This is a genomic window from Vibrio panuliri (assembly GCF_009938205.1).
Taxonomy (GTDB): Bacteria; Pseudomonadota; Gammaproteobacteria; order Enterobacterales; family Vibrionaceae; genus Vibrio; species Vibrio panuliri.
The window spans coordinates 177,509-202,414 of sequence record NZ_AP019654.1 but is presented as its reverse complement, the minus strand read 5'-3'; the positions used below and the strand labels follow the sequence as shown (position 1 = coordinate 202,414).

General features: G+C 39.6%; 27 protein-coding genes. 3 read left to right on the top strand and 24 right to left on the bottom strand.

Translation table 11 applies throughout. The features are described from left to right. Positions 1-66: 66 nt before the first annotated feature. Complete coding sequence (zapB, locus tag GZK95_RS00945; RefSeq protein WP_075711157.1) at positions 67-309, bottom strand: cell division protein ZapB; 243 nt, start codon at positions 307-309, stop codon at positions 67-69. 303 nt (positions 310-612) lie between these two features. On the opposite strand from zapB, the gene glpX reads away from it, so the two are divergent. After that, complete coding sequence (gene glpX / locus GZK95_RS00940) at positions 613-1,620, top strand: class II fructose-bisphosphatase (protein WP_075711155.1); 1,008 nt, start codon at positions 613-615, stop codon at positions 1,618-1,620. A gap of 56 nt (positions 1,621-1,676) precedes the next feature. Here glpX and GZK95_RS22240 read toward each other — a convergent pair whose 3' ends face one another. The 9 genes from GZK95_RS22240 to murB form a co-directional block, all read right to left on the bottom strand. Beyond that, a complete protein-coding gene (locus GZK95_RS22240; RefSeq protein WP_225623941.1) occupies positions 1,677-2,399 on the bottom strand; it encodes a GGDEF domain-containing protein in 723 nt (240 codons plus the stop codon). A gap of 33 nt (positions 2,400-2,432) precedes the next feature. Further along, positions 2,433-3,104: a cache domain-containing protein gene (locus GZK95_RS22235; protein WP_225623940.1), complete on the bottom strand. Its 672-nt coding sequence runs from the start codon at positions 3,102-3,104 to the stop codon at positions 2,433-2,435. Positions 3,105-3,384: 280 nt separating this feature from the next. Then, complete coding sequence (gene groL / locus GZK95_RS00930) at positions 3,385-5,031, bottom strand: chaperonin GroEL (RefSeq protein ID WP_075710711.1); 1,647 nt, start codon at positions 5,029-5,031, stop codon at positions 3,385-3,387. A 58-nt stretch (positions 5,032-5,089) separates the two neighbouring features. Then, complete coding sequence (locus GZK95_RS00925; protein WP_005593631.1) at positions 5,090-5,380, bottom strand: co-chaperone GroES; 291 nt, start codon at positions 5,378-5,380, stop codon at positions 5,090-5,092. Positions 5,381-5,555: 175 nt separating this feature from the next. Beyond that, on the bottom strand, positions 5,556-5,903 hold the full coding sequence (locus GZK95_RS00920) for a DUF3135 domain-containing protein (protein ID WP_075714629.1): 348 nt from the start codon (positions 5,901-5,903) through the stop codon (positions 5,556-5,558). Positions 5,904-6,047: 144 nt separating this feature from the next. After that, entirely contained in the window at positions 6,048-7,511 is a 1,464-nt protein-coding gene (locus GZK95_RS00915; protein WP_269472836.1) for a phosphomannomutase, read from the bottom strand. Next, positions 7,465-8,889 carry a mannose-1-phosphate guanylyltransferase/mannose-6-phosphate isomerase gene (locus GZK95_RS00910; RefSeq protein WP_075714625.1) on the bottom strand — a complete coding sequence of 475 codons (1,425 nt, stop codon included), beginning with the start codon at positions 8,887-8,889 and terminating at the stop codon, positions 7,465-7,467. The genes GZK95_RS00915 and GZK95_RS00910 overlap by 47 nt, the downstream gene beginning before the upstream one ends. A 78-nt stretch (positions 8,890-8,967) precedes the next feature. Continuing rightward, positions 8,968-9,927 carry a bifunctional biotin--[acetyl-CoA-carboxylase] ligase/biotin operon repressor BirA gene (gene birA, locus GZK95_RS00905; protein ID WP_075714623.1) on the bottom strand — a complete coding sequence of 320 codons (960 nt, stop codon included), beginning with the start codon at positions 9,925-9,927 and terminating at the stop codon, positions 8,968-8,970. Continuing rightward, complete coding sequence (gene murB / locus GZK95_RS00900) at positions 9,924-10,970, bottom strand: UDP-N-acetylmuramate dehydrogenase (RefSeq protein ID WP_075714657.1); 1,047 nt, start codon at positions 10,968-10,970, stop codon at positions 9,924-9,926. The genes birA and murB overlap by 4 nt, the downstream gene beginning before the upstream one ends. A gap of 73 nt (positions 10,971-11,043) precedes the next feature. Here murB and GZK95_RS00895 point away from each other — a divergent pair, with 73 nt between their 5' ends. Together GZK95_RS00895 and pssA are read left to right on the top strand one after the other, a co-directional pair. Then, a complete protein-coding gene (locus tag GZK95_RS00895) occupies positions 11,044-11,472 on the top strand; it encodes a GNAT family N-acetyltransferase (RefSeq protein WP_075714621.1) in 429 nt (142 codons plus the stop codon). A 132-nt stretch (positions 11,473-11,604) separates the two neighbouring features. Beyond that, complete coding sequence (gene pssA / locus GZK95_RS00890) at positions 11,605-12,945, top strand: CDP-diacylglycerol--serine O-phosphatidyltransferase (RefSeq protein WP_075714619.1); 1,341 nt, start codon at positions 11,605-11,607, stop codon at positions 12,943-12,945. Positions 12,946-12,967: 22 nt separating this feature from the next. Here the strand turns inward: pssA and GZK95_RS00885 are convergent, their stop codons facing one another. From GZK95_RS00885 to GZK95_RS00815, 14 genes are all read right to left on the bottom strand, one after another. After that, the gene (locus GZK95_RS00885) at positions 12,968-13,882 is read right to left on the bottom strand and encodes an NAD-dependent epimerase/dehydratase family protein (RefSeq protein ID WP_075714617.1); all 915 of its coding nucleotides are present in this window, start codon (positions 13,880-13,882) and stop codon (positions 12,968-12,970) included. A 9-nt stretch (positions 13,883-13,891) separates the two neighbouring features. Then, positions 13,892-14,824: a glycosyltransferase family 9 protein gene (locus GZK95_RS00880; protein ID WP_075714615.1), complete on the bottom strand. Its 933-nt coding sequence runs from the start codon at positions 14,822-14,824 to the stop codon at positions 13,892-13,894. Beyond that, positions 14,821-15,756, bottom strand: coding sequence for a D-glucuronyl C5-epimerase family protein (locus GZK95_RS00875; RefSeq protein WP_075714613.1), 936 nt, complete (start codon positions 15,754-15,756; stop codon positions 14,821-14,823). Before GZK95_RS00875 ends, GZK95_RS00880 begins: the two co-directional genes overlap by 4 nt. Positions 15,757-15,758: 2 nt before the next feature. Beyond that, on the bottom strand, positions 15,759-16,298 hold the full coding sequence (locus GZK95_RS00870; RefSeq protein WP_161987189.1) for a glycosyltransferase family 4 protein: 540 nt from the start codon (positions 16,296-16,298) through the stop codon (positions 15,759-15,761). 1 nt (position 16,299) lies between these two features. Continuing rightward, entirely contained in the window at positions 16,300-16,833 is a 534-nt protein-coding gene (locus GZK95_RS00865; RefSeq protein ID WP_075714609.1) for a glycosyltransferase, read from the bottom strand. Next, positions 16,820-17,734: an O-antigen ligase family protein gene (locus GZK95_RS00860; RefSeq protein ID WP_161987188.1), complete on the bottom strand. Its 915-nt coding sequence runs from the start codon at positions 17,732-17,734 to the stop codon at positions 16,820-16,822. The genes GZK95_RS00865 and GZK95_RS00860 overlap by 14 nt, the downstream gene beginning before the upstream one ends. 277 nt (positions 17,735-18,011) lie before the next feature. Next, complete coding sequence (locus GZK95_RS00855; RefSeq protein ID WP_161987187.1) at positions 18,012-19,016, bottom strand: glycosyltransferase; 1,005 nt, start codon at positions 19,014-19,016, stop codon at positions 18,012-18,014. Beyond that, positions 18,994-20,025 carry a glycosyltransferase family 4 protein gene (locus GZK95_RS00850; protein WP_161987186.1) on the bottom strand — a complete coding sequence of 344 codons (1,032 nt, stop codon included), beginning with the start codon at positions 20,023-20,025 and terminating at the stop codon, positions 18,994-18,996. Before GZK95_RS00850 ends, GZK95_RS00855 begins: the two co-directional genes overlap by 23 nt. Further along, a complete protein-coding gene (locus tag GZK95_RS00845; RefSeq protein WP_075714601.1) occupies positions 20,022-20,795 on the bottom strand; it encodes a glycosyltransferase in 774 nt (257 codons plus the stop codon). Before GZK95_RS00845 ends, GZK95_RS00850 begins: the two co-directional genes overlap by 4 nt. A 17-nt stretch (positions 20,796-20,812) precedes the next feature. Next, a complete protein-coding gene (locus GZK95_RS00840) occupies positions 20,813-21,565 on the bottom strand; it encodes a glycosyltransferase family 2 protein (protein WP_075714599.1) in 753 nt (250 codons plus the stop codon). A 168-nt stretch (positions 21,566-21,733) separates the two neighbouring features. After that, positions 21,734-22,330, bottom strand: a complete 597-nt coding sequence (locus tag GZK95_RS00835) for a class I SAM-dependent methyltransferase (protein ID WP_161987185.1) — start codon at positions 22,328-22,330, stop codon at positions 21,734-21,736. A 14-nt stretch (positions 22,331-22,344) separates the two neighbouring features. Further along, positions 22,345-22,908: a glycosyltransferase gene (locus tag GZK95_RS00830; RefSeq protein WP_269472842.1), complete on the bottom strand. Its 564-nt coding sequence runs from the start codon at positions 22,906-22,908 to the stop codon at positions 22,345-22,347. 303 nt (positions 22,909-23,211) lie between these two features. After that, positions 23,212-23,433 (bottom strand): hypothetical protein, encoded by a 222-nt coding sequence (locus GZK95_RS00825; protein WP_161987183.1) that lies wholly within the window; start codon positions 23,431-23,433, stop codon positions 23,212-23,214. A gap of 221 nt (positions 23,434-23,654) precedes the next feature. Beyond that, complete coding sequence (locus GZK95_RS00815; RefSeq protein ID WP_161987182.1) at positions 23,655-24,713, bottom strand: oligosaccharide flippase family protein; 1,059 nt, start codon at positions 24,711-24,713, stop codon at positions 23,655-23,657. Positions 24,714-24,906 lie beyond the last annotated feature (193 nt).

Genomic DNA, 24,906 nt, shown 5'->3' with positions numbered 1-24,906 from the left:
GGTTACAGATAGCAAAAAGGGCTAACCTTGCGGTTAACCCCTTTCATGCGATCAACTTTCAGCCGCTTACTCTACTTCATCCATCTTACCAAGTAGGTTACGGATGCGATCTTGCCATGCAGCATGCTCTTGCTGCATTTGCTGAGATTTTTGCTCAAGCTCTTCACGGCTTGCACGCAGCTCTGTTGCTTCTGCAGATAGTTTTTCTTTTTCTTCTTTAAGCTCTTCTACTTCCATTTGAAGAAGTGCGATTGTATCCACTGCAGTTTGAATTTTTGCTTCTAGTTTTTCTAGTACTTCAAAAGACATCTTTGCCTACCCTTAGTTTATTCGGTTGAAGTGAAGAACGGCTTCACGTATTGCCTTCATTCTACTTAGCAGAGCCGAGAGACACACGCCCTATATTTGATATTGTGCGCTATTCGCGCAAAAAATCGCCAGTTACTGACGGTTAGCTAACTTAAACCCGACGGCAGTACGGCCAATGCTCACTTTACTGCGCTTTATTGATCAATTTCAATCTCAAAGCGGCAAAAAGGCAAACGTTTACTTTTTGATGTGGTAGAATCGCGCCAAATTTACTTTGTTCCATAAAACCTATTTGGAGTCATCATGAAACGCGATTTAGCAATGGCATTTTCTCGAGTCACTGAAGGCGCAGCACTAGCCGGTTACAAATGGCTAGGCCGTGGCGATAAAAACGCAGCCGACGGTGCCGCAGTTGAGGTAATGCGCACCCTTCTCAACAAGACCGAGATCAGCGGTGAAATCGTTATTGGTGAGGGTGAAATTGATGACGCACCAATGCTCTACATTGGCGAGCATGTGGGTACCGGTGGCGATGAAGTAGATATTGCCGTTGACCCAATCGAAGGCACTCGTATGACCGCAATGGGTCAATCGAATGCGTTAGCTGTACTTGCCGCAGGTGAAAAAGGTAGCTTCCTTAAAGCGCCAGATATGTACATGGAAAAATTAGTGGTAGGTCCTGGTGCAAAAGGCTGTATCGATCTAAACAAACCACTGAAAGAAAACCTAGAAAACATCGCCAAGGCACTGAATAAGACTTTAGATACCTTAGTGGTAATTACCCTCGCAAAACCACGTCATGATGACGTCATTGCAGAAATGCAACAGATGGGCGTACGAGTATTTGCTGTGCCTGATGGTGATGTCGCGGCATCTATCCTAACTTGTATGCCAGATAGTGAAGTCGATGTGATGTACTGTGTCGGTGGTGCACCAGAGGGTGTGGTTTCTGCTGCGGTTATTCGCGCACTGGATGGCGATATGCATGGTCGTCTGTTGCCACGTCATCAAGTGAAAGGCGATACCGAAGAAAACCGTATTTACGGTGCGGCAGAGCTGGCTCGTTGTAAAGAGATGGGCGTTGAAGCAGGTATTGTTCTAAAAATGGAAGACATGGCGCGCAGCGACAATGTTGTATTCTCTGCGACAGGGATTACTAAGGGCGATTTGCTAGAAGGCATTAGCCGTCAAGGTAATATTGCCACAACTGAAACACTTCTTATCCGTGGTCGTTGCCGCACGATTCGTCGCATCAAATCCACGCATTACCTTGAGCGTAAAGACCCAGAAGTACGCGACATCATTCTATAACTGAGTGTCCTGGATGTTAAAAGGATGGCGAATTTGCCATCCTTTTTTGATTCTGGTTAGTCTCGCTTGCCAAGCTCAATAAAGATACGGTTCTTACCCGCCTTTTTTGCCTGATACAATAGACTGTCGGCATCAATGATCCCTTTCTCTTGCCACAACTGACTAATATCACTAACTTTCGCCAACGGATAGATCACCGCGCCACCAGAAGCGGTCACTTGCAAAACGGTATCATCACACAAACGAATCTCAGGCGAACTCATATCACTTTGCACTCGTTCGAGGATGACATGTGCAAGCTCGGCCGACTCACTGGTCACCGCAATCACAAACTCTTCGCCACCAAAACGCGCAATTAAATCAGTTTGGCGTAAACTATTACTCAGCAACTTTGCCACTTGGCAAATGATATCGTCACCAACATTGTGACCACAATTGTCATTAATCGCTTTAAAGTCATCAATATCAAATACAGCAATGGCGAGGTAACTCGACGATGGTAATTCTTTAAGTTTGACTTCAAAACCTCGACGGTTGAGCAAGTTGGTCATCGGATCAAGCATGGCAAGCTGCTTGAGCCGAGCATGAGCCGATTGTGTATAGCGGAACCATAAGATACACAGCACCAACACGTAAAAACAGGTCAAGGCAATTAAACGTGGCTTGTCATGTTCTAAAATATGGATGATGTGTACGCTTCTCGGCTCATCAACGGTCAAGTAAAGCCCTGTTTCTTTCCCAGCTACCACGACAGGTTTGGAATACCTAAAACTAAACACATCACTACTATTGTGGCCTTGCTTCTCCGTGAGTCAATAGCCGGCAAAATTGTATTGGATAAGGTCATTGAGGTTGTTATCAATGGCTAAAACCCCTTTAAACTTACCATCCACATATATTGCGCGAGTAATGGTAACGACTCGTCTTCCAGTCATGTAATCTTGATAATCTCCCGTATAAATTGCGCTATCACTATGGGAGGCCAATTTAACGGTGCGTGTCCAATATGGTCGAGTTGAGATAATTTTATCGAAGGTATCTCCCTCGATTGACTGAGCAAATGCTTTAGGTGACGAAATGATGAACTTATCGGCGGAGATAAAATAGATCGATGAAATCTGGCTAATACTTTTAGCAAAATACGCCATTGATGGTGCAACAAACAGACGTCGGTAGGCTTTTTTAAACAGAGGAGAATTGCGATCACACATCTCTTTTGGGCCAGCAAACATGAAGTCATACTCTTTACCTGTATGAGACTTGCCGCCAAAGTTACAGGTATCGCCATTGAGTTTAATGGTATGAGGCAATACATAGCGATCATTTTGCAGCGGGTAGAGCGAAGTGATGCTGTACTCCAATGCATTAATCACTTGGGTGGTATCTTCCAATACCCTTTCAACACGCAGCTTCCTATCTTTATACGCTTGCGTCGATTCTTCCGCTGAATCAAGAATCAGAAACGCGAGTGCAAATAAAAACAATGCTGTGATCCCTACAAACAGTTTTTTATATCCTATTTTATCGTCGGCAATCACTTAATCATTCACCCGTTAGTATTGCGAGCCCAAACGCTTCTACTTTGTAAAATACACACGCAAATATCGCTGTACCGTGACCTAAAAAATAAAAAAGCCGAAGCTAAGCTTCGGCCTTTTCCAATGCAGGATGAGTCACCTAATTCTCAATGAGCGGAGTGTATACATACCCACCAACCCATTCAACGATTTTATAAAGACGACTATCACTGAGTGAGAGCGAGGATTACATCATACCGCCCATGCCACCCATACCGCCCATACCACCCATGTCAGGCATACCAGCGCCTTCTTTTTGTGGTAGGTCAGTTACCATAGCTTCAGTAGTGATCATTAGACCAGCAACTGATGCTGCAAACTGAAGCGCTGAACGAGTCACTTTAGTTGGGTCTAAGATACCCATTGCGATCATATCGCCGTACTCACCTGTCGCTGCGTTGTAGCCGTAGCTGCCTTCACCGCCCTTAACATTGTTGGCAACCACTGACTCTTCGTCACCAGCGTTACGAGTAATCTGACGGATTGGTGCTTCCATTGCGCGTAGCGCAACGCGGATACCAACGTTTTGCTCTTCATTGTCGCCTTGTAGGTCAACAATCTTAGATGCAGCACGGATAAGTGCAACACCACCACCAGCAACCACGCCTTCTTCAACCGCAGCGCGAGTCGCGTGTAGCGCATCTTCAACGCGGTCTTTCTTCTCTTTCATTTCTACTTCAGTTGCTGCGCCAACTTTAATCACCGCAACACCACCAGCAAGCTTAGCTACGCGCTCTTGTAGCTTCTCTTTGTCGTAATCAGAAGTCGCATCTTCGATTTGCTGACGAATCTGTGCAACACGACCTTGAATCATCGCTTCTTCACCTACACCGTCGATAATCGTCGTGTTTTCTTTGGTGATCGCAACGCGCTTCGCTTGACCTAGGTCTTCAAGCGTTACTTTCTCAAGCTCTAGACCCACTTCTTCAGAGATGACTGTACCGCCTGTTAGAATCGCGATGTCTTGAAGCATAGCTTTACGGCGATCACCAAAACCAGGTGCTTTAACCGCTGCCACTTTCACGATGCCACGCATGTTGTTCACAACTAGCGTTGCAAGTGCTTCGCCTTCTACATCTTCAGCGATGATAAGTAGCGGACGAGATGCTTTCGCAACTGCTTCTAGCGTTGGTAGAAGCTCACGAATGTTAGAAACTTTCTTGTCTACAAGCAGAATAAATGGGCTTTCTAGATCAACAGAGCCAGACTCTTGGTTGTTGATGAAGTAAGGAGATAGGTAACCACGATCGAACTGCATACCTTCTACAACATCCAGTTCATCTTGCAGCGCTTGGCCTTCTTCAACAGTAATTACACCGTCGCGGCCTACTTTTTCCATTGCTTCAGCAATGATGTTACCTACGCTTGAATCAGAATTTGCAGAGATAGTACCTACTTGCGCAATAGCTTTAGTATCTTCACATGGAACCGACAGTGCTTTTAGCTCTTCTACTGCTGCGATAACCGCTTTATCGATACCACGCTTAAGGTCCATTGGGTTCATACCCGCAGCTACTGCTTTAAGACCTTCATTTACGATAGCTTGTGCTAGTACTGTCGCAGTTGTTGTACCGTCACCCGCCGCGTCGTTTGCTTGAGACGCAACTTCTTTAACCATTTGCGCGCCCATGTTTTGGAACTTATCTTCAAGTTCAATTTCACGCGCAACCGATACACCATCTTTAGTAATCGTTGGTGCACCAAAAGATTTGTCTAGTACAACGTTACGGCCTTTAGGACCTAACGTTACTTTTACCGCGTCCGCTAGGATGTTTACACCTTCTAGCATTTTTACGCGTGCGTCATTACCAAATTTAACGTCTTTAGCAGCCATCTTTTATCCCTTTTCTCTATAATTCTGGTTTGTCTATCGTTCTTGAATCAGAGTTAAATTACTCAACGATTGCCATGATGTCGTTTTCAGACATGATCAACACTTCTTTACCGTCGATTTTCTCAGTTTTTGTGCCGTAGCCTTCTGCGAAAATAACCGTATCACCAACTTTAACGTCCAATGGTAGAACAGTGCCATTTTCTAGGATGCGGCCTTTGCCAACAGCTAGAACAACACCGCGAGTCGATTTTTCCGCAGCAGAACCAGTAAGCACAATGCCACCTGCTGACTTAGATTCAACTTCTTGGCGCTCTACGATAACTCGGTCATGTAATGGACGAATGTTCATCGGTCGTCTCTCCTGAAAATTTCCATGTGATTTGATAATTGCTTTAAATCAACTTTAAAGCCTTGTGATAACGATATATGGGCATAAGAAACAAACCCAAGGGGAGAAAGTGTGATTTTTGTGAGAAAGACAACAAAAAAGGCTCCGAAGAGCCTTAATCAAATTTAAAATCAATTTATCGCCAATCTGAAAATCTGTCATCAAACGACACCACTGTTGAATTGTCTTGCTTTTCATCCGTTGCCTCACCGTGACGACCTTGCAGCGAGTGCTGAAATTTTACGACTTGCTTGCGTAACTCTCTCGACAGCATGACGTTAACATGGTGAGGGTTCTTACAATGCCCCACCAACCTATCAATGTGGCTTTGCTGTGCCCAAAGTCTTGGTTGCATCTCATCTGATGCCCCTTGGATCATCTCTTGGCATTTGTCTCGTTTTAGCTGTTCAAACGCGGCTTCATCTTCTTGCGCAAGCTTTACGAGCTCATCAAACGGTGGAAGCTGTTGGGCTGTTTGCGGCATATTCAAATCCAAACAAGTTTGCTGTTACCTGTAAAGATAGATCTGGATGCCAACCCTGTTTGCTTTATTAAGCTCCGTCTCAAAAATAAGACATTCATATTAATCAATCAAGCAAGTTTCATCGTGTGCACTAGAGCGAATCAACTAGATGGAGCAAACCTTCATCAACGTATTTTTTACTATCGACTCAGCCTTTTCCATTGATGAAGCTTCAGCATAACAACGTAGCTCCGGAGCATTACCAGATGGTCGCAAATGTAATATCGAGTTGTCAGACAACTCTAGCCTCAGTCCATCCGTTAAATCTTTTTTTAGAACTCGCAACTTACCGTAACCTAGTTGCTCTAACAACTTATTAGGTTCATCTCGACCCAGACGAATGATATTATTGCTTTTTTCTAGTGAAAAGTTTTGAATACGATCACTGTCAGTAAACCTTTTCGGTAGAGAGTCAACCAAATTTCCTATACCTTGCTCTCTAGAAATGAACAACAGCATCAAAGCCGGAAGTAAAGCATCTCGCGTTGGGAGAGCTTTTAACTCTCGACCATTCACCGCGGTATCACACCCCAGTAGGTACCCCCCATTAGCTTCAAAACCCGCAACGAGATACCCTTCAGCTTTCAACTCACTAATAGAAGAAAGAACAAATGGAGAACCAATCTTAGTTTTCTTGATCTTCGCGCCTGACAAGTACTCATCAATCATAGTGTTGCAGCTAATTGGCAATGCGACCGCTTCGACTTCCAAAGCTTTGCTGCAAAGAGCACCGAGAACATCACCTCTAAGCCAATCACCATTCTCATCAGCAACTAAAGGTCTATCACCATCACCATCTGTTGAAAATATAAAATCCAACTTGTACTCACTGGACCAGCCCTTTGCTTTTTTCTTATCGCTGTCATCTACAGCCTCAGTATCGATAGGAACAAAAGTATCTGTACGACCAAATTGGATAACCTCGGCACCTAATGAGCTAAAAACTTTACTGTATAGATCTCGCCCTGAGCTAGAGTGTTCATATATACCGATACGTAGTCCAGTTAAAAAATCTTTTTCGAACAGGGATGTGTAACGTCTGATATAGCGCCGAGATGCAGTAGGTTCAACATTTAAATCTGGCAAAACATCTAAAGGAGAAAACTTAGTATGATTATTCATTATTGCCTGTTCATCACACTTGGTGATTTCACCATCAGGCCGATAGAATTTAAGCCCATTTCGGTCAAATGGAATGTGGCTCCCAGTAACCATAATGCTTGGTATATCGTCCGCCATAGCACTAAACGCAAGAGCTGGGGTTGGTATTACTCCATAAAACACAACGTCAATACTAAGTTGTTTCAATGCTGCGCAACACGCCTTCGCCATTTGTAAACTACTTGGACGATTATCTATTGCAACGGCAACTTGGCTAAAGCTAAATTGCTCTCGTATTGTAGAAATGAAAGCATGCGTGAAAGCGGCACACGTATCTGGAGTGAACTGCTCAACTAATCCTCTTGCACCACTAGTTCCAAATTTCACTCCTGAATTCTGAATCACTTGAAAACAATCCATGCTACTTTCTCCCGAAAACTTCATTTGTTTCAAAACGGACAATGTCATCCTCTCCCAAATACTCGCCAGTTTGGACCTCTATAATCTCCAACGGAATCTTTCCAGGATTTTCCAACGCATGCAGAGTTCCTAATGGAATGAAAGTGGATTGATCCTCAGATATGATGAACGTATTATCTCCAATCGTTACCTTGGCAGTCCCCGAAACAACTATCCAATGCTCAGCTCTATGATGATGCATTTGCTTTGAGAGTTTTTTTCCTGGATAAACTGTAATCCGCTTAACACTGTCACGAATCCCAACATCTAACGAATCATATTTCCCCCAAGGTCGATATGCTTCTCGGTGTATTTTATATTCATTGCGATCTTCATTTTTAAGTCGCTCAACGATCGATTTTACCAATTGCACTTTTGAACGATTAGCAATCAAAACCGCATCTTTCGCTTCAACGACAACAAGATCGTCGATTCCTACCGCTGCAACCAATTTACTCTCAGAATGTATATAGTTACCTGATGAACCAATTGTAATGACATCCCCTTTAGTAACATTCCCCTTGTCATCCTTTTCCGATATGTCCCAAAGAGCAGACCAAGAACCAACATCACTCCAACCGGCATCCATTGGTATTACCGTAGCATCTGATGTTTTCTCCATAACGGCATAATCTATAGAATCACTAGGGCAAGCGAAAAATGCTTCCGGTTCTACTCGAATGAAATCAAAGTCGGACAACGCACCAGAAAAAGCCTTTTTGCAACTATTGTATATCTCTGGATTGTGTTGCTTGAGTTCATCTAGATATCTAGATGCCTTAAACATAAACATCCCACTGTTCCAGTAGTACTCACCTGTTTTTACGTACTCTTCCGCCGTCTTTAAGTCGGGCTTTTCCACAAAACGATCGACCTTAAACCCACCAACTGCAACACTATGGCTTATACCTCGTTTAATGTAGCCGTAACCCGTTTCGGGAGCGTCAGGAACAATTCCAAACGTAACCAACTGCCCAGAACTTGCGTAAGGCAAGGCTAACTCAATCGATTCAATAAAAGCGGGAACATTTTGAATTATATGATCCGCGGCAAGAACCAGCAGAGTCGGGTCATTTCCATCACAACTATCTAGAGCTTGCATAGCAGCTAAAGCAATCGCTGGTGCAGTATTTCGTCCAACAGGCTCTAGAATAATTCCTGAGTGCTTGAAAGAACCCTGGCGAATCTGTTCAGCTGCAACAAAGCGATGAGCTTCGTTGCATATAACTAACGGGGAGATGTGAGGTATGCCGGAAAGTCTCTCAAAAGTAGTCTGAAGCATTGATAACTCGTTAGTCATGTTCAAAAACTGCTTTGGGTATAACTCTCGGGACAACGGCCATAATCGACTCCCGACTCCCCCTGCCATTACTATTGGATAAATCATAATTATTCTATTCTGTTAAATTACTCTATTTAGTACGAACATTCGGTATATCAATCAAACATGCCTAACACTTACCAATTATTCTAGCTTCCTTAAAGAGATCTCTCCGCCTATATAAGTCTCTAGACCTGCAGGTGTTTCAATAAGTACCGCACCTTGCTCATTGATTCCTCGAGAAATGCCCTCCACCTCTCGATTTCCCATAATTAAACGGATTTCTCTGTTTAGAAAGTTATCAAGCCGATTCCAACGTTCAACGAAACCTTGCATACCGGTCATTTCATACTCGGTGAGAGCGGCCTCTAAAGCGTTAATCAGCTCTGCCGCCAGTTGATTGCGGTCGATGTCCTCTTGCGCAACCTCCGCTAAGCTTGTCCAAGGTTGAGTGATCCCTTGCGTGTCATTAGCCATACGAAGATTCATCCCCATACCAATGACCAGATGCGCGGCAGAACCTGCTTGCCCCGACATCTCAACCAAAATGCCCGCCAATTTTTTATCTTGGAAGTAAAGGTCATTAGGCCATTTAAGTTTGATACCGGAAATCCCGAGCTTTTCCATTGCTTCAACAATCGCCACACCAACCACTAAACTTAAGCCCATCGCACCCGCCATGCCAGCTTCTAAACGCCAGTACATGGAAAGGTATAGGTTGCATCCAAATGGTGAGACCCACTCTCTACCGCGTCGACCTCGCCCTTGGCTTTGATATTCAGCTAAACAGACACTGCCCGATTGCAAGTGACTAATACGCTCCAGTAGATGCTGGTTTGTAGAACCAATCACTGGAATAAGCTCGAGCGGTACGTTAATCCGCTGGGTTAGCTCATTTTGGTCAAGCAGTTGCATTGGCGCAGCAAGCTTATATCCTTTCCCTTGCACGCTAAACACATCCACGCCCCAAGCCTGAATGCCTTTGATGTGTTTACTGACTGCCGCTCGAGAGATGCCTAGTTGCTCACCTAAACCTTCTCCAGAATGGAAGCTACCATCAGCCAACACACTTAAAATCGACAATTTGATCGCATGCTCTTTCATGACAATGCACCTCTTAGCTTGATCAAATTGGTTTCGTGCTCTGCTCCCATAAATCGCACCTCGTGCTCAAGCTCGATAGCGTATTTTTGCCACACCGTGCGACGAACATGATCGGCGAGTAACACAACATCTTGGGCTGTTGCGTGTTGGTGATTGACCAAGACCAATGCTTGATTAGGATGCACTTGCGCCCCACCTTGAACAAAGCCTTTAAGACCGCACTGATCAATTAGCCATCCTGCGGCTACTTTCATGCCACCATCTGTTGGGTAAGCAACGAGAGTGGGGAACTGCGTCAGCAACGCTTGATAATGTTGTAGGCTGATCACTGGGTTTTTGAAAAAGCTACCTGCGTTGCCCGTGACTTGCGGATCTGGTAGTTTTTCCATACGGACTTGGCAAACGCGTTCAAAGATTTGCGATGCTGTAACCGTCGTAGCGTCAAAAGATTGTAGTGGTCCATATTCGATACGAGGTTGCCACACTTTCGATAGTTTAAAACCCACGGCAACGATGACTACTTTGCCATACAACTGATGTTTAAATATCGAATCGCGGTAACCGAACTGGCACTCCTCCGCACTCATTCGCGATACAGTGAAAGAGTCAAGATTCAGTACATCGACGTATTCACAGATGTCTTTGATCTCAAGCCCGTAAGCACCAATATTTTGAATTGGCGCCGATCCGACACAGCCAGGGATTAACGCTAGGTTTTCCAAACCTACGTAGCCTTGCTCAACCGACCACTTAACGAAACTTGGCCAATCCTCTCCCCCTGCAACATGTAAGTGCCAATGATGCTCAGAGTGTGTAACTTCAATCCCTTGCAACTTGTTAACCATCACCACCCCTTTAAAAGGTTCGGTAAAAAGCATATTGCTGCCTTTGCCAAGCATAAGCTTAGGCAACGCTTGCCACTGCGGATTTTGATAGACTTGCTGCAAGTCCTCGACAGAGGTTACTTCAACAAGCACATCACAAGATTGCTCAATCGAAAAAGTATGATAGTTGCGCAGGCTAGTATTGGTTTCTATTTGCATGGGTTCGGTTTGCATCAAGCGAGTTATGTCATTTACACTGCCGACATTCTACATAGATATGCATGGATAGAGAATGCGCCAACTAAGAATAGAGACGCTTGATCCCATAAAACTACCGCTCATTTCGCGTTTATACAAAGCGCACTACCCTGCAGGCAAAGCCAAAAGCAATGAACTAACTATTGTCGGATACCTTGAACAGCAGCTTACCACTGTGGTGCGCTTTCGACCGATTGAGCAATACCAGTTACTCACTGGAATGTTGGTAGCTCCTGAATGGCGTCAACTTGGATTGGGACATCAACTACTCGATCATTGCCAAAACACCGTTTGCAACGAACTAACGTACTGTTTTGCTTACCCTCACTTAGAGAGTTTTTATCAACATCACGGGTTTATGACTATCGCACCTGATGAGCTCCCGAATAGCCTGAAGCAGCTTTATGCGCGCTATACTGGTAGTGGAAAGTCTCTTATCCCAATGCATTATCAACACAAATAAACTAAATCATTCCAAGAGAATTGTTAGGAAGTTTGCGCCAATTCTGGTAAAGGCTCGGTGAGATTTGCTAATATCCGTCTTCTGCTTTTTGGCAGACGATATTGTCGCCAACTTTGAGGTTAATCTTTCAATATGATCGCTAACAGGTATTCTTTAAAGCATCTTCCTACCATTGCACAAGATCCCGCTCAATTCGAAGTACTCTATGCCGCTCAGGATTTTCGTACTCGCTTGATTGAGGCGATACGCTCTGCGAGTAAACGCATCTATCTTGTCGCACTTTATCTAGAAGATGATGAAGCTGGCCGTGAAATTTTGAGTGAGCTTTACCAAGCGAAACAGAGAAACCCAGGGCTAGATATTAACGTATGTGTTGACTGGCACCGCGCTCAACGTGGTTTGATTGGAGCAGAGGCAACCAAAACCAATGCTGGCATGTACAAAGCCTTCTCTGAGCAATATGAGCACCAAGTACCGGTATATGGCGTACCAGTTCGTGGTCGAGAGGTATTTGGCGTACTGCACCTAAAAGGTTTTATCATCGATGATACGGTGATTTACAGCGGCGCAAGCTTAAACAACATCTATCTAAACTATCAAGATCGTTACCGCTTTGACCGCTATCACGTCATGCACAACGCCGATCTCGCAAATGCGATGGCTGAGTTTGTTCTGCATGAAATGATTAATCACCCAGCGGTAAACAACCTCGCTTGTCCGGCTAAACCAGAAACCAAAGAGATCAAGTCTAGCATTCGCCAATTGCGCGCATCACTTGCAAAAGCCAAATATAAGTTCGAACACCAAGTAGTGTCTAACCAACAAGTCGCTGTTACCCCGATTGTTGGCGTAGGTAAAAAACGCAATAAGCTTAACCAAAGCATTAATAACCTGCTGGCAATGGCACAAGATGAAATTTTCATCTGCACACCATATTTCAACTTCCCACGCAGTGTGGCTAAGCAAATTAAAAGAGCAATTAAGCGTGGAGTACGCGTGACCATTGTGGTTGGTGATAAGACGGCTAATGACTTCTTTATCTCTCCAGACCAAGAATTTAAGACAATTGGTGGCTTACCATACCTCTATGAAAGAAATCTGCGCCAGTTTGCTAAAGCAAACGAAGCGCATATCGCTAGCCGTCAGCTTTCGATTCACCTGTGGAAGCACGAAGCGAACAGCTTTCATTTAAAAGGTATTTGGGTTGATAAACGCTATATGCTGATCACCGGTAACAACCTTAACCCGCGAGCTTGGAAACTGGACCTAGAAAACGCGATATTGGTGCAAGATGACTACTCACACCTAACCGAGAAGTTTGAGCGTGAAGTAGAAAATATTTTGCAGCACACGCAATTAATATGCACTTACAAGCAACTAGAAAAACTTGAAGACTACCCAGAAGTCGTGCAAAAGCTCATCCGCAAGATCACGCGTGTTAGCGCAGATCGAGTTTTGAAGCAGATTTTGTAAGGTAATGACCTAAAGATAATGGCTAACGGCACTTTTGAGTAAATAAGTCCTGCATAGATTGCTCGATACTTAACGGTGCCTTCCAACCTAACACTTGTTCCGCATTTGAAGAATCAGCTTTCAAGTCCATAAATAACTGCTCAACGAACTTATGCTTACCGAATAAACTTAGAATAGAGGTCATCAATGAAACAGGAATGGGAAGTTGAATGAGCTTAACCTTTAGGCCTCTCGCAATCGCATTTGTAAACTGCTTTGTAGACACTGTAATACCATCGGTAGCGAGAAATATATGTCCAGCAGCTTTTGGATGCCTTACACATTCAATCAGTAAGCTAGACAGATTCTGAACGGAAATAAAGTCTCTGCTATTCGAGACCAAACCAAAGGGCAAAATTCTAAACTTAGAAATTAGCCTAACTAATCGTCCAAAATTCCCAGGAGCCCCAACGCCATAAACCAATGTTGGTCGCACAATCACTAGCTCCATACCAGTCATATCACAGAAGTTTTTCAACTTTTGCTCTGCAATATACTTAGAAAGGGCATAAGGGCTTGATGGATTTGCCGAAGAATATGGAGAAAAAGAACAACCCGCTTCGTTACAAGAACCGTTAACGCCGATAGAGCTAACAAACACAAACCTTTTTACGCCAGATAAAGAGGCTGCATTAGCTAATTGTAATGTACCGTTGATATTCACTTCATCAATATAGGAGGCAGGGATTGTTGGGTTGTGTGCGACACCAGCCAAGTGTATAACGGAATCAATATTACCTAGCGTATCACCCCAGTCCGTATCTCCGTTAATACTCTCAACTTCAATAGTTCGACACGAGTTACCACTATTTTTTTTCCGAACAACACAAACACAATCTAAATCAAGTGCAACTTGTCTACCTATAAAACCAGAAGCGCCTGTCAAAAGTACATTCATAATTCTCTCTTACACCAAGTCTCTAATGCTCTTTTCTACCAACTCAACCTCTTGGGCAGAATCAATCGACACATATGACTTAAAATCTACGACTATTGAATGAGAGCAATAAGGCTTGATCTTATGTGGTTGTGCCAAAGATTTCTTAGTAAATATAGTAACACACGGTATGTCATAACATGATGCCAAATGCCCTAAACCACTGTCATTTGTTACCATCATAGAAAGTTCACCCATTCGTGAAAACACGTAGTCCATGTCTCCAATGACGATCTCTATGTTTAAATCAACTGACTCAAAATCTTCTTTTAAGCTTAATTCATCGGGTCCTAAAAAAACCAACCACTTAACTTTTTTATCGAATTTACTTAGCAATGCCAAATAATTATCAATTGGCCAGCGCTTGTCATCATTTGCTTTGTTGCAACCAGGATGCAACCCAATAACAGCATTACTGTTACTCACCATTTTATTTACAACTTGATCGCTATAATAAGTTGTTTTTTTAGTTAGAACATCTTTTCCTGTTAGGCAGGATACCAACTTAAAGTTTGAAATAACCCTATGTTGCTTAAAATCACTTGGAGTTTGATATCTATACCAAGGTATTTTAAATCCACTAAACTCACCAACTTTGTTTTTAGCTTTGATCAATAAAAGAAGAAGTGATATTTTACTAACCGAGTTACCACTGGTATGAACAATGTAATCATAATTATTCTTAGACAGCTTATTCAACAATCTTATCTTTTGATATAAACCGCCTTCAAACGTATATATTTCGTTGACATTCTTACACCTTCTTATAGGTCCAACTGAATGCTTTTGCTTGATTAAAAAATCTATTTTCACATTAGGTTCAAAAGCAATCAATTCCTGCAGCGCAGGGGTAAACATAATTGTATCGCCTAGACCAAAAGTATGTACAATCAATACATTCATATCTTTGAACCAATTTTGTTTATCAAGGCTTTAGTTGCGAACAGTAGGTTATTAGCGTATGAAGAAAATTTAATTTTGTAACTTTCAAATCTCTTATCATAATAAGACAAAGCATCTAACTGATTGATAACTAGTCGATGATAGAATCCGCTCGATATAACTCCATCTAAAGAATATAATGACCAGTAGTTGATGTCATATAATGGAAGGATCTTTACTAGATTTTCAATATTTTCTTCAGCACTAATTTTGAATCGCTCTTCATAGTGTGAAAGTTCGAAAATGGCTAAGACACTAGAAATATGTCCATTTAATACACCACTGAGCTTATCTCTTGGGTACTCTTCATACACAAAGCCTTCGACATCATTAATCGCTATACTTCGCTTAAGGCCGCCGAGTTCGAAGTCACGCTCAAGAAAATCTGCGGCTTTTAGTGCTGCATTCATATAACTGATATCTGAAGTATGCTCATAAGCTCTGATTAATGCAGAAATAGCCAAACCTTGCGCCAAACCAGAGCACCATGACTCCCCCAAATCACTATATTGAGGGTTCACATGGGAGATAACCCAGCGTCCATCATCCAGCTGATTTTCTCTCAACCAATCACTATGCAACATCGCTTTGTTCAACCAATATACATCGTCGGTTTTTCTCCATGATAACCAACACGCTAGCGTATACTGGGCAACTTCCAGTGAATGAATATGGTCTTTGCCATCATAACCAGGAAAAAGATAGATACCTTGATCATTAAAACGCCCGGAAAATGACATTGCTTTACTTGATATATCATAGAAATAGCTAAAGCGGTCATTCGCTATATCCACACGTCTGGTTACAGGATAAATAGTGTGCCAGTAATCCTGAAACATGGGAGTGAAATACTGTAAAACTGTTACGACTTTACCATGCGAAAAAACTCCCATAATTATAAAACCCCTTTATATACTTTCTCTAACGCGTGAATCTGGTTCTCAAAAATGAATTTTTCAGCAAAATGCGCTCGGTTCATCTTAGATGTCGTTTCAACAATCGAAGCATCATAGTTGGTAACGGTATGAATTGCCTTTTTCAACTCTTGGACATCTCCCTTAGGGATAATGATATTACCACACCCTGCGGGCACAATTTCCCTTACGCCACCCACGTCACTAGCAATGATGATCTTACCTTGAGATATAGCCTCTATTAAAACTGTAGGCAATGCATCTTCGACAACAGATGTCAAAACCACCACATCGATACTTTCAAGGTATTCAATAACATTGTTCTGATAGCCAAAAAACTGAATATTTTGATGGCCACTATCTTCAACTTTTTGCCTCATTGCCACTTCGAAAGCGTACTCAACATCCCTAGCTTTACCAACAATGTGAAAAGAAGAATTTAATTCAGATCCTAAAGCTGCTTCAATATAAATATCAATTCCTTTAGTTGCTGAAATAGCTGATATATTAGAAAAAATCATATTACAACCCATTATAAATAGTAATCACTTTTTTTTCATCAGCACCATTATGAATCCAGCTTTTCCTAACAGCTTCAGAGACAGTAATAATTTTAGATGATGTCAGAGACAAGTATCTATGGAGAACCTTATATGCTAATCCATATCTTACTTCATGTGAGTAGCCAATAAATTTCATACCAAACATTCTAGAAAAGAGAGAAAAGTAGACATTTGAAATCAACGAATTTGAGTGCACTACTTTCACTTTATGGAGCATACTTAGTTTGAAACAAATTAAAAAAGCTTGGAAGAAGTTAGCAATAAGCTTAAACAAAATCATTGGAGAGCGAGATAGTCCCAACTGAAAACTTCTATTGATCACGATTAACTGTTCATGACCAACCTCAATTGAATTTAAAAAATCAGTATTTCGGCTAACTACTATGGGATGAAATTTCTCTCTATCAATATTATTAACAATCCTTTCGAGTACCTTTTCTCCACCACTATAGCAATCCATTATATTAACAAAGGCAATATTAATCTTTTTCATCGTAGATACCATTTTGATCAAAAGGAAAAAAATAGGGTTGATAGGCCAAAGCCAAAATCATCCAAAGAACAATGTTATAGTGAAAATCAACAAACATGCTACCCACAAACAATGTCATTAGCATTATACCTATAGGGGATTTCGCAAGGTACAGCCTTATAATAGCAGTGAGATGCAACAACATATATGTTGTAAACGCAAACAGACCAACTTCATTTAACCTTGCAACCCAACTACTATGGATCATATGCCCATAGTGCGAAAGTGAGCTTTTGGGTCCATAACCTATCAGTAAACTCTTCAAATCATTAAACTGAAGCGCTTTATGCCAGTACATTAATCTAGTGTTACTTGAGCTATCCGAAAAAGTAAAGCTTGTTAAATTGAAGTGCACATAATCCATTTTATATAGCACACAAACAAGCAGCGCAACAGCACAGAAACAGGTTATCAAAAATACTATATTCTTATACTGCTTTCGGAAAATGAACCAAACAAACAATGCACAGAGTATAGATAAAAATGCACCTCGAGAATAAAGTGCAAAAAAATGCAAAGTGAAAACAGAAAGGAGTATTACTCTAAATACTCCTTTGCAGTAATAGAGTGAAAAAACAATAGCCACGACGATCATTAATGCGAGGTTATTTGGATCGCCACCTAAACTTGTTGCTGCCATTCTGACATCATGTTGCGTTAATCCTAACCATTCATCAGGATTTAGAAACATACTTACGATCTCATAGCCACTTCTAAAAAACAGCGCCACCGTTAGAATTAAAATAACACGGCGTTTATCATAATAGCTCAGCGCAATAATCAATAGCATGCAGTTAAAAAGGGTAAATATTTCTTCTATTGATACAGATTTATCAATAGAAAAAAAACAAATGAGATACATACTAAAGTTGCATAGATTAAAAAAAGAAGCATAGAGCTATTATATGTCGCATTTTTAATCCAACAAGAAATCTCTCGATAGCTTAAAATATTAAATACAACCAGTCCTATTGTAATTGGGCTAACTCCAAAAAAGCTAATTCCATATAATGAGATAGACGCAGAAAGAAATAAAATATTATAATCTTTATTACTTGCTTGCAGAGATAATCTTTTCATAAATTGAGTAAAACTGCTCAGTAAACAATTTCCATCCATGATATTTTTCTATATACCCTCTAGAACTTTTTTTTACTTATATTTGATGATGTCGAACTAATTTCATTTGTTCCATCATATATCTGGATGACTTCTCTTAGTTGAGCTACAGGCTCAATACCGTTGATAGCAAGCTCATTTGCAATAACATTGCACCCACAACTTAATGCCTCAAGCAACTTATTTTTAACCCCTGTACCAGAAGTCATTAATATAAGGTACTTTTCATATTTGCAAAGCTCTTGAGCAATGTCAGACACTTCACCAACAACTTCAACATTATCAAGAGTAAGACAAACTCCAGGTTCACCTCTCCCTACGACATAAAGTGTGGCCGAGGGACTCTCCTTTTTGAGGACACCACTCATATAAACTATAGCTTCTTGGTTTGGTTTATAATCAAGATTGCCGTGAAAGACGAAACTATTAGGAATTCGCTCAGCACAAACTAATGGTTTATATATATCACTATCTACTCCGTTAGTAATAACGAAGCTTTTATCAGTATCAAAGCCAGCGCGATCTCTTTCAGTCACTGTATGAATCCATACATCCTGTCTGCTCAACTTAGCTTCAATCGCTCTGAAATACAGTTTCCTGAGATAGCGCCGAGGGTTTCCATTGTGGGTCATCGCAAGAGAAGATGCGTCTGTCGCTCCAACAACAACATTCGGATGTAGTTTTGCGATTTTTGAAAAAAACAAATGAGCCGTGTGTATAATATCGTAATCACTTAGATTGTATTTTTCGTTTATCTTTTTTACATCAGACAATGAAATGGCATTGAACACATCACCTTTTAATCTATTCAGATTTCTCTTAAGTGCTGAATTTTGGTTAGTTTCATAAAATATATTATTGACGTTATAGAAGCTTTTATTATTATCAACTTCATCATTAGTAAAAATAATAATGTCTACGTCATGCTCCAATGATGCATTTTTAATCAAATTATAGTATATTTTTGACAAGCCATTTAGTTCATGATCAAACGGCAAAAAATCAAGTATGTATATTATTTTCATTAGATATTAGATTTTCAAACATTTTGTCAGCCCCGTATTGAGATTTAGTTTTCTCCGACAATGTCTTAAAATATACTTTTGTTTCTCCGAAAGATGCAATAACGTCCTGTAATACTTTTGTAGCGTGCTCTACTGAATCAGGCTCATACAAGAATTTAGAATATTCTTTTGACATTATTTCTTTAGGGCCTCCTATGTATGGGGCAATACAGGGAATCCCCATGGATAGAGCCTCAATAATAACCATGCCAAAACTTTCATATTTCGAAGAGACAAAGACCAAATCTGTTTTACTGTAAGCATCTGATGGTTCAAGATGCCCAAAGAAACTTATTCTATCTTTGTATTTAGATAGTGAAACTCTTGCTTCGACCCTTTCTTTATACTGAATGCTCTCTTGAGAGAACCCAGAGTCACCTATAAAGTTCAATTTCACATCTTTGTGACTTTCAGCAATTTTCTCAAAGACATCAACTGCAAATAATTGATTTTTTATATCTTGATATCTTCCTATGACGGATATGTTCATACTGCCATCATTTTTTTGTGTATCTATCAAATTACTTGAGTTTAAGGGCAAGTGTGTTACTTTTTTATTTTTATATCTTATTTTATCGTAAACATCTTTATTAACACATGAAATTTCTGCACCGGCCATATCGAAAAATAGTGTTTTCGTATAGCGAGGGATATCCCACAAACCATGGCACAAAAATATATTTCGCTTTATTTTTAACCTAGGCAAGAAAAGAAACTTCTTACCAAAATTCATGTAATTATGGATAGCTAAATCAAATTGACCGCTTAGGCTCATTAGTTCAAAAAGAGATGATCTTTCGACTATTTCAATCTTACTATTAAGCCGTTCTGTTAGCGCCCCCCTCTTAGGGACGCATAGTGTAATACTAGTAATGTCATCTCTAGTAGCAATGTAATTTACCAAATTGATAAAGCTAGTTTCACCACCACCAAGGTCCTTGGTATAAAATGCTGTCAAAAAAATATTCATAGTTTCTTCAACTCAAAATATAATCTTTCATCGCTTTTGTAGATAGCTCGAATAAAGTCACTCGACACTTTTTTTGTACTGCTACTCCAGCGATGAGTCACTTTTGGTTCAGCTAAGTGCCACAACTGAAAACCTGATTCTCTAATCTTGTCTGATAAATATTCCTCAGTGAAGTACAACTTCAGCGCCTCATCAAAGCCAGAAAATCTACGTAGCAACTCCGTTCTAGCTATCATGAATGCATCACAGATAACTTCAACTTCCTTATCGCTTTTTCTATCCCAGTTAGATATTCGGTATGCATCATACTCAGATTTACAGAACATTTTGCGAACCCGAGAGGAGCGAACAAGATTTCGTCTCTCAGTAAGCTCCAGAGAACAAGTTTGCGTAATTGCTCCCGTCGCATCATCGACTATCGTTCCTTCTGCTGCACCAACCGCGTCATTCTTTTCCATAAAATCAAACATCAACTTAACGGCGTTGTTGCTTAGTTCTGCATCTGAATTTAAGAAAATAACATACTTACCACTGGCCAAAGCCAATGCATCATTAAAGCCGCCAGAAAAGTATCTGTTTGAAGCATTTTTCTTGATAATAACTCTATCGCCAAAGTCTACTGCAAGTTTCGCTGCACTATCATCTTTAGAATTGTTATCGATAACGACAACTTCATATGTGCATCCGATAGTTTTGCTCAACACGCTTTCTATGCACTTTTTAGTCAACTCGTAAGTATTGAAGTTAACTATGCAAACTGATACATCCACAACTAAACCCTAGTAAATTATTTTCTGAACACGCTATTCCAAGCGTAGCAAGAGAAATAGTATAGCGACTTTATTAAAGTCAAGCACTCGACTTTTCGGTAGACATGCCAAGTTCTTTGAGCCATTTTGAATTTATTTCTTGAAATGGAATTGCTAACAACTCTGTACTTGGCGAGAACTTCCTGGATTAGATATGCTTTCTCGCCACCTTTAAGAAGCTGAAGCCATAGCGCAAAGTCTTGGCGGTTTCTCAAGTTTGGCATTTGAATGGTACCAAACGCATCCTTTCTCAACATTACGGTTGAACACCCTAATGTTGTCGTTTTTTTGAGCTGATCGTAATAAGTACACTCTGTCGGAGAAGCATGATCAATAGTTTTCCCGCTTGGTTGCCCATTCTCGTTCACTATTTCATATGCAGTATATGAGAAGTTAATACTATCTCCCATAAACGCTATCTGCTTTTCTAACTTGCTCTCATACCAAAGATCATCGCTATCCAAGAAGGCGATATAGTCCCCTTTTGCATTGCGAAGAGAAGTGTTTCTAGCGACAGCCGCTCCCGAGTTTACTTCAGTTTTGTAGACCTTAACTCTATCGTCCTTACTCGCCAATTCAGTTAAAATATCTATTGTAGTGTCAAATGAGCAATCATCCGTTACTACCCACTCCCAATTTTGGTGAGATTGAGCAATAATCGAGTGATATGTTTCTAGAATAAACTGCTGTGAGTTATAAGTAGGTGTTATTATTGAAACAAGTTTTTCCATCTAGATTATCTCTTAAACTTTCGAGCTAGATCTTAGTTTTACTTTAAATACAAACTGGAATGCGAGCAAATTTCTAAACTTATTAATATACCAATTTTTTTGCTTTACTATTCTTTATACCAAGCTTGTCTAATACTTTAATAAACGTTATTTTATTCAAAACCGGAATCATAAATAAAGGGGAAAATCCACCACGTTATAACCAGAATCTTCAATGATATAACCACTACGGATTAAGTCTTTTTCCAAACTGTTCACGGTATAAAAACGCAAATGTGTATTGTCAAACAATCCATAGTCAGAATATTCCCATACACCTTTTAGCAATCTTATTCGACTCTCCCAATGAGCTACATTGACAGTAGAAATAATTAAGCTTCCATCAACATCAAGCCAATCTTTCATTTTTTCTAATATATTGTTAGGCGACACTAAGTGTTCTATCACTTGAGATATAAAGATAACATCAAACTTTCCATACAGTTTTACATGTTCATCTATCTCTTTATGAACATTACTATCTTCAATACTACCTTGAGTTAAAACGTCACATTTTGACTGTGCAACTTCTGCTTGAGTTTTTGAGTATTCAACTCCGTAAACAAAGCAGTTTTTTTCTTTTCTAAGATAATCACTCATAAAGCCCGTAGCACAACCAATTTCAAGCACCCTTGAGTTCCCTGCTATCATTTTTAATTGGATGTAATCTATATCATTACTACTTAAACTTTCTGGGTCAAAGTTTTCAGAATCGTATTTTACCATTTGCGTCTCCATCATCACTGTCGGATTGCTTTGTTAATCACTTCATTAAAAAAACTATCAGAGTCAATAATATAATCACTATTATATATTTTATCGAAATTATTATAATAGTTATCACTATTATTTAATATTTCTATCATTGACTCCTTTAGAGATAGGTTGTCATTATCACTAAAAAATATTTTATTATTGATTATATGGTCAGCTTTTGCACCCTTTGTAGTTAAAAATAAAGTATTACAGTAATAACAATCACCGAGTATATTGGGCAAACCTTCTTCTCTCGTTGGTAAAACCACTAGTTGTGACCTTATTATTTCAGAGTAGTAATCTTCTCCACTTTTTTCGTTTTCAAAAATCACTCGCCCTTTGAGAATGTCACTATTTTCCACCATATTTAAAATTTGTGAATAGTATTCTTCGTCATCAATCTTACCAATAACCTTTAGCTTATAACAGTCACTAACTTCACTACTTATTAATGCGGATTCAAATATATTTACTAATCGTTCTAGTCCTTTTTCATAGACGATACGACCAATATATAAAATCACCCTTTCTTTATGGTGTTTTTGGATGTTTCTTTTATAAGTTTAATGTTTTTACAAGGCAAACCCAAACCATAGCACATGCTTTTATTACTATGAAAAAAGTTGAGCAACTTTTTATTTTCAACAATTATAACTTTAGAAAATAATTTCACTATTTTCCAACTTATAACCCTTTTCAAATAACTGTATAATGGCATACCAGTGTAGTCGCAGTTCATACTATCAGTTTTAATTATTGGGTTGATACCCAACATTCGACAAAAGAACACTAGTAAATAAAATTTACTATATGAAGGATACAACCAGATTGCATCGTACGACTTTCTATTCCTAAATAGATATTTTATATGGTTCTAACGATTCAATGTCATTTGCATTAATTTCGATATTTTTAAAACTACCTTTTGTTACTTTATCTCTTACTTTATCTCTAGGAGTCAAAAAATCAACATCATGACCTTTATTAATCGCGGAATCTATAAAATACCCCAAGTTCTTATTTAAGTAACTAGAATAAAATTCATAATGGACAACAGCTATTTTCTTATTCACCAGACCAACCTCACCTTTACTCTACGGACTCAAATTTCAATATTTTCCATGCACAGACAAACACAATGGCAAATATTATCAAATTAACAAGAACCGAACTATAAATAGCACCGACCGCACCAAATTTATTAATTAAAATGTAGTTTAGGCAAACATTTAACCCTGAAGAAAAAACTGCCACAATCAAGTAGATCTTTTGCTTATTATCGATAATCAGAACTCTATAAAATAAAAAATAATGTTATAAACAAACTGGAAGCCATCGCCCATTTAAATATAACTCCAGAATTTGCATACTCCAACCCAAATACAATAGAGAACGCATCTCGAGCTAACAAGTGAGAAATAACAAACCCCAATACAAACAACCCCGTAATAACCGTTGAAATAGTCATCATTTCTTTAAAAAGTTTATCTTTATCTTTTTTAAATCCTAAAACCATCTTTGGATAATAGATAATAATAAATTGAACCCAAATCAAATCTATTATTTGATCTGCCATGTTAAACCCAAGACTATACTCAGCTGCCGCCTCAAAGCCTAAAATGTTTTCAATCATTACTGTGTCTATTCTATAATAAAGCAAATAGAAAAAGTTCCCTAAAAAAAGAGGTAATGCTTCTACAAGCAGTTTACGCACATCTGCAAAGCTTACCATGCCTAAATTTGGGCTCATTACCAAGCTTTTTTTTGCCTCTCTCCAATACAGTAAAATATTTAAGCAAGCTGCCATTAATGTTGAGAAAACGAGCGCCTCTATACTTCTAAACACGTAAACTGTAATGGTTTGAAATATCAAATTAAACAATGCGACAATAATTATTATTTTTGAGTAGTTATGAAACAACTCAAAAGATTCCAGCATCACCTTAGGTATTGATGAAATGGTTCCCAGTATCATATTTATTATAATAATGGTCATAACGACATCATGTTCAAAATAACCCAAAAGATAAGAAACCAAAATAAAAATTAGCGTACTAAATGAAAGAGTAATTATTTTTGTAAAGAAATATATTGAGTAATGACCATTATAATTACTTCTATCTTGTATAACATTCCTTTGAGTTATTGAATTAGTTGCAAAATCACTGATCATGCCAAAGTAAGTACTAAGAGAGGTTAGTACAGCAATTACACCAAAGTCTTCTTTCGTCAAAAGTCTAGCAATGATTATTTTTAGGATAAAGACCACGCCTACAGACACTAATTTTGCACTGGTCAACTTAGACAAATCTTTAAAAAATTTTGTTTTAACAATGTTTTTAATTTTCATCATTTCAATTTATATTCATCCACAAGGGAATTAAATATTCCCCAAAGAAGCTTCGATAATAATATTCTTACCATTAAAAATACTAAATATTAAATTTTGCGTATACTAGCATATGCTCACAAGCCTCTAAACAACTCTTTTTGCGTCACTGTCATGCAAACACACTATACCAACGAAGACCTACGGTAATGAAACA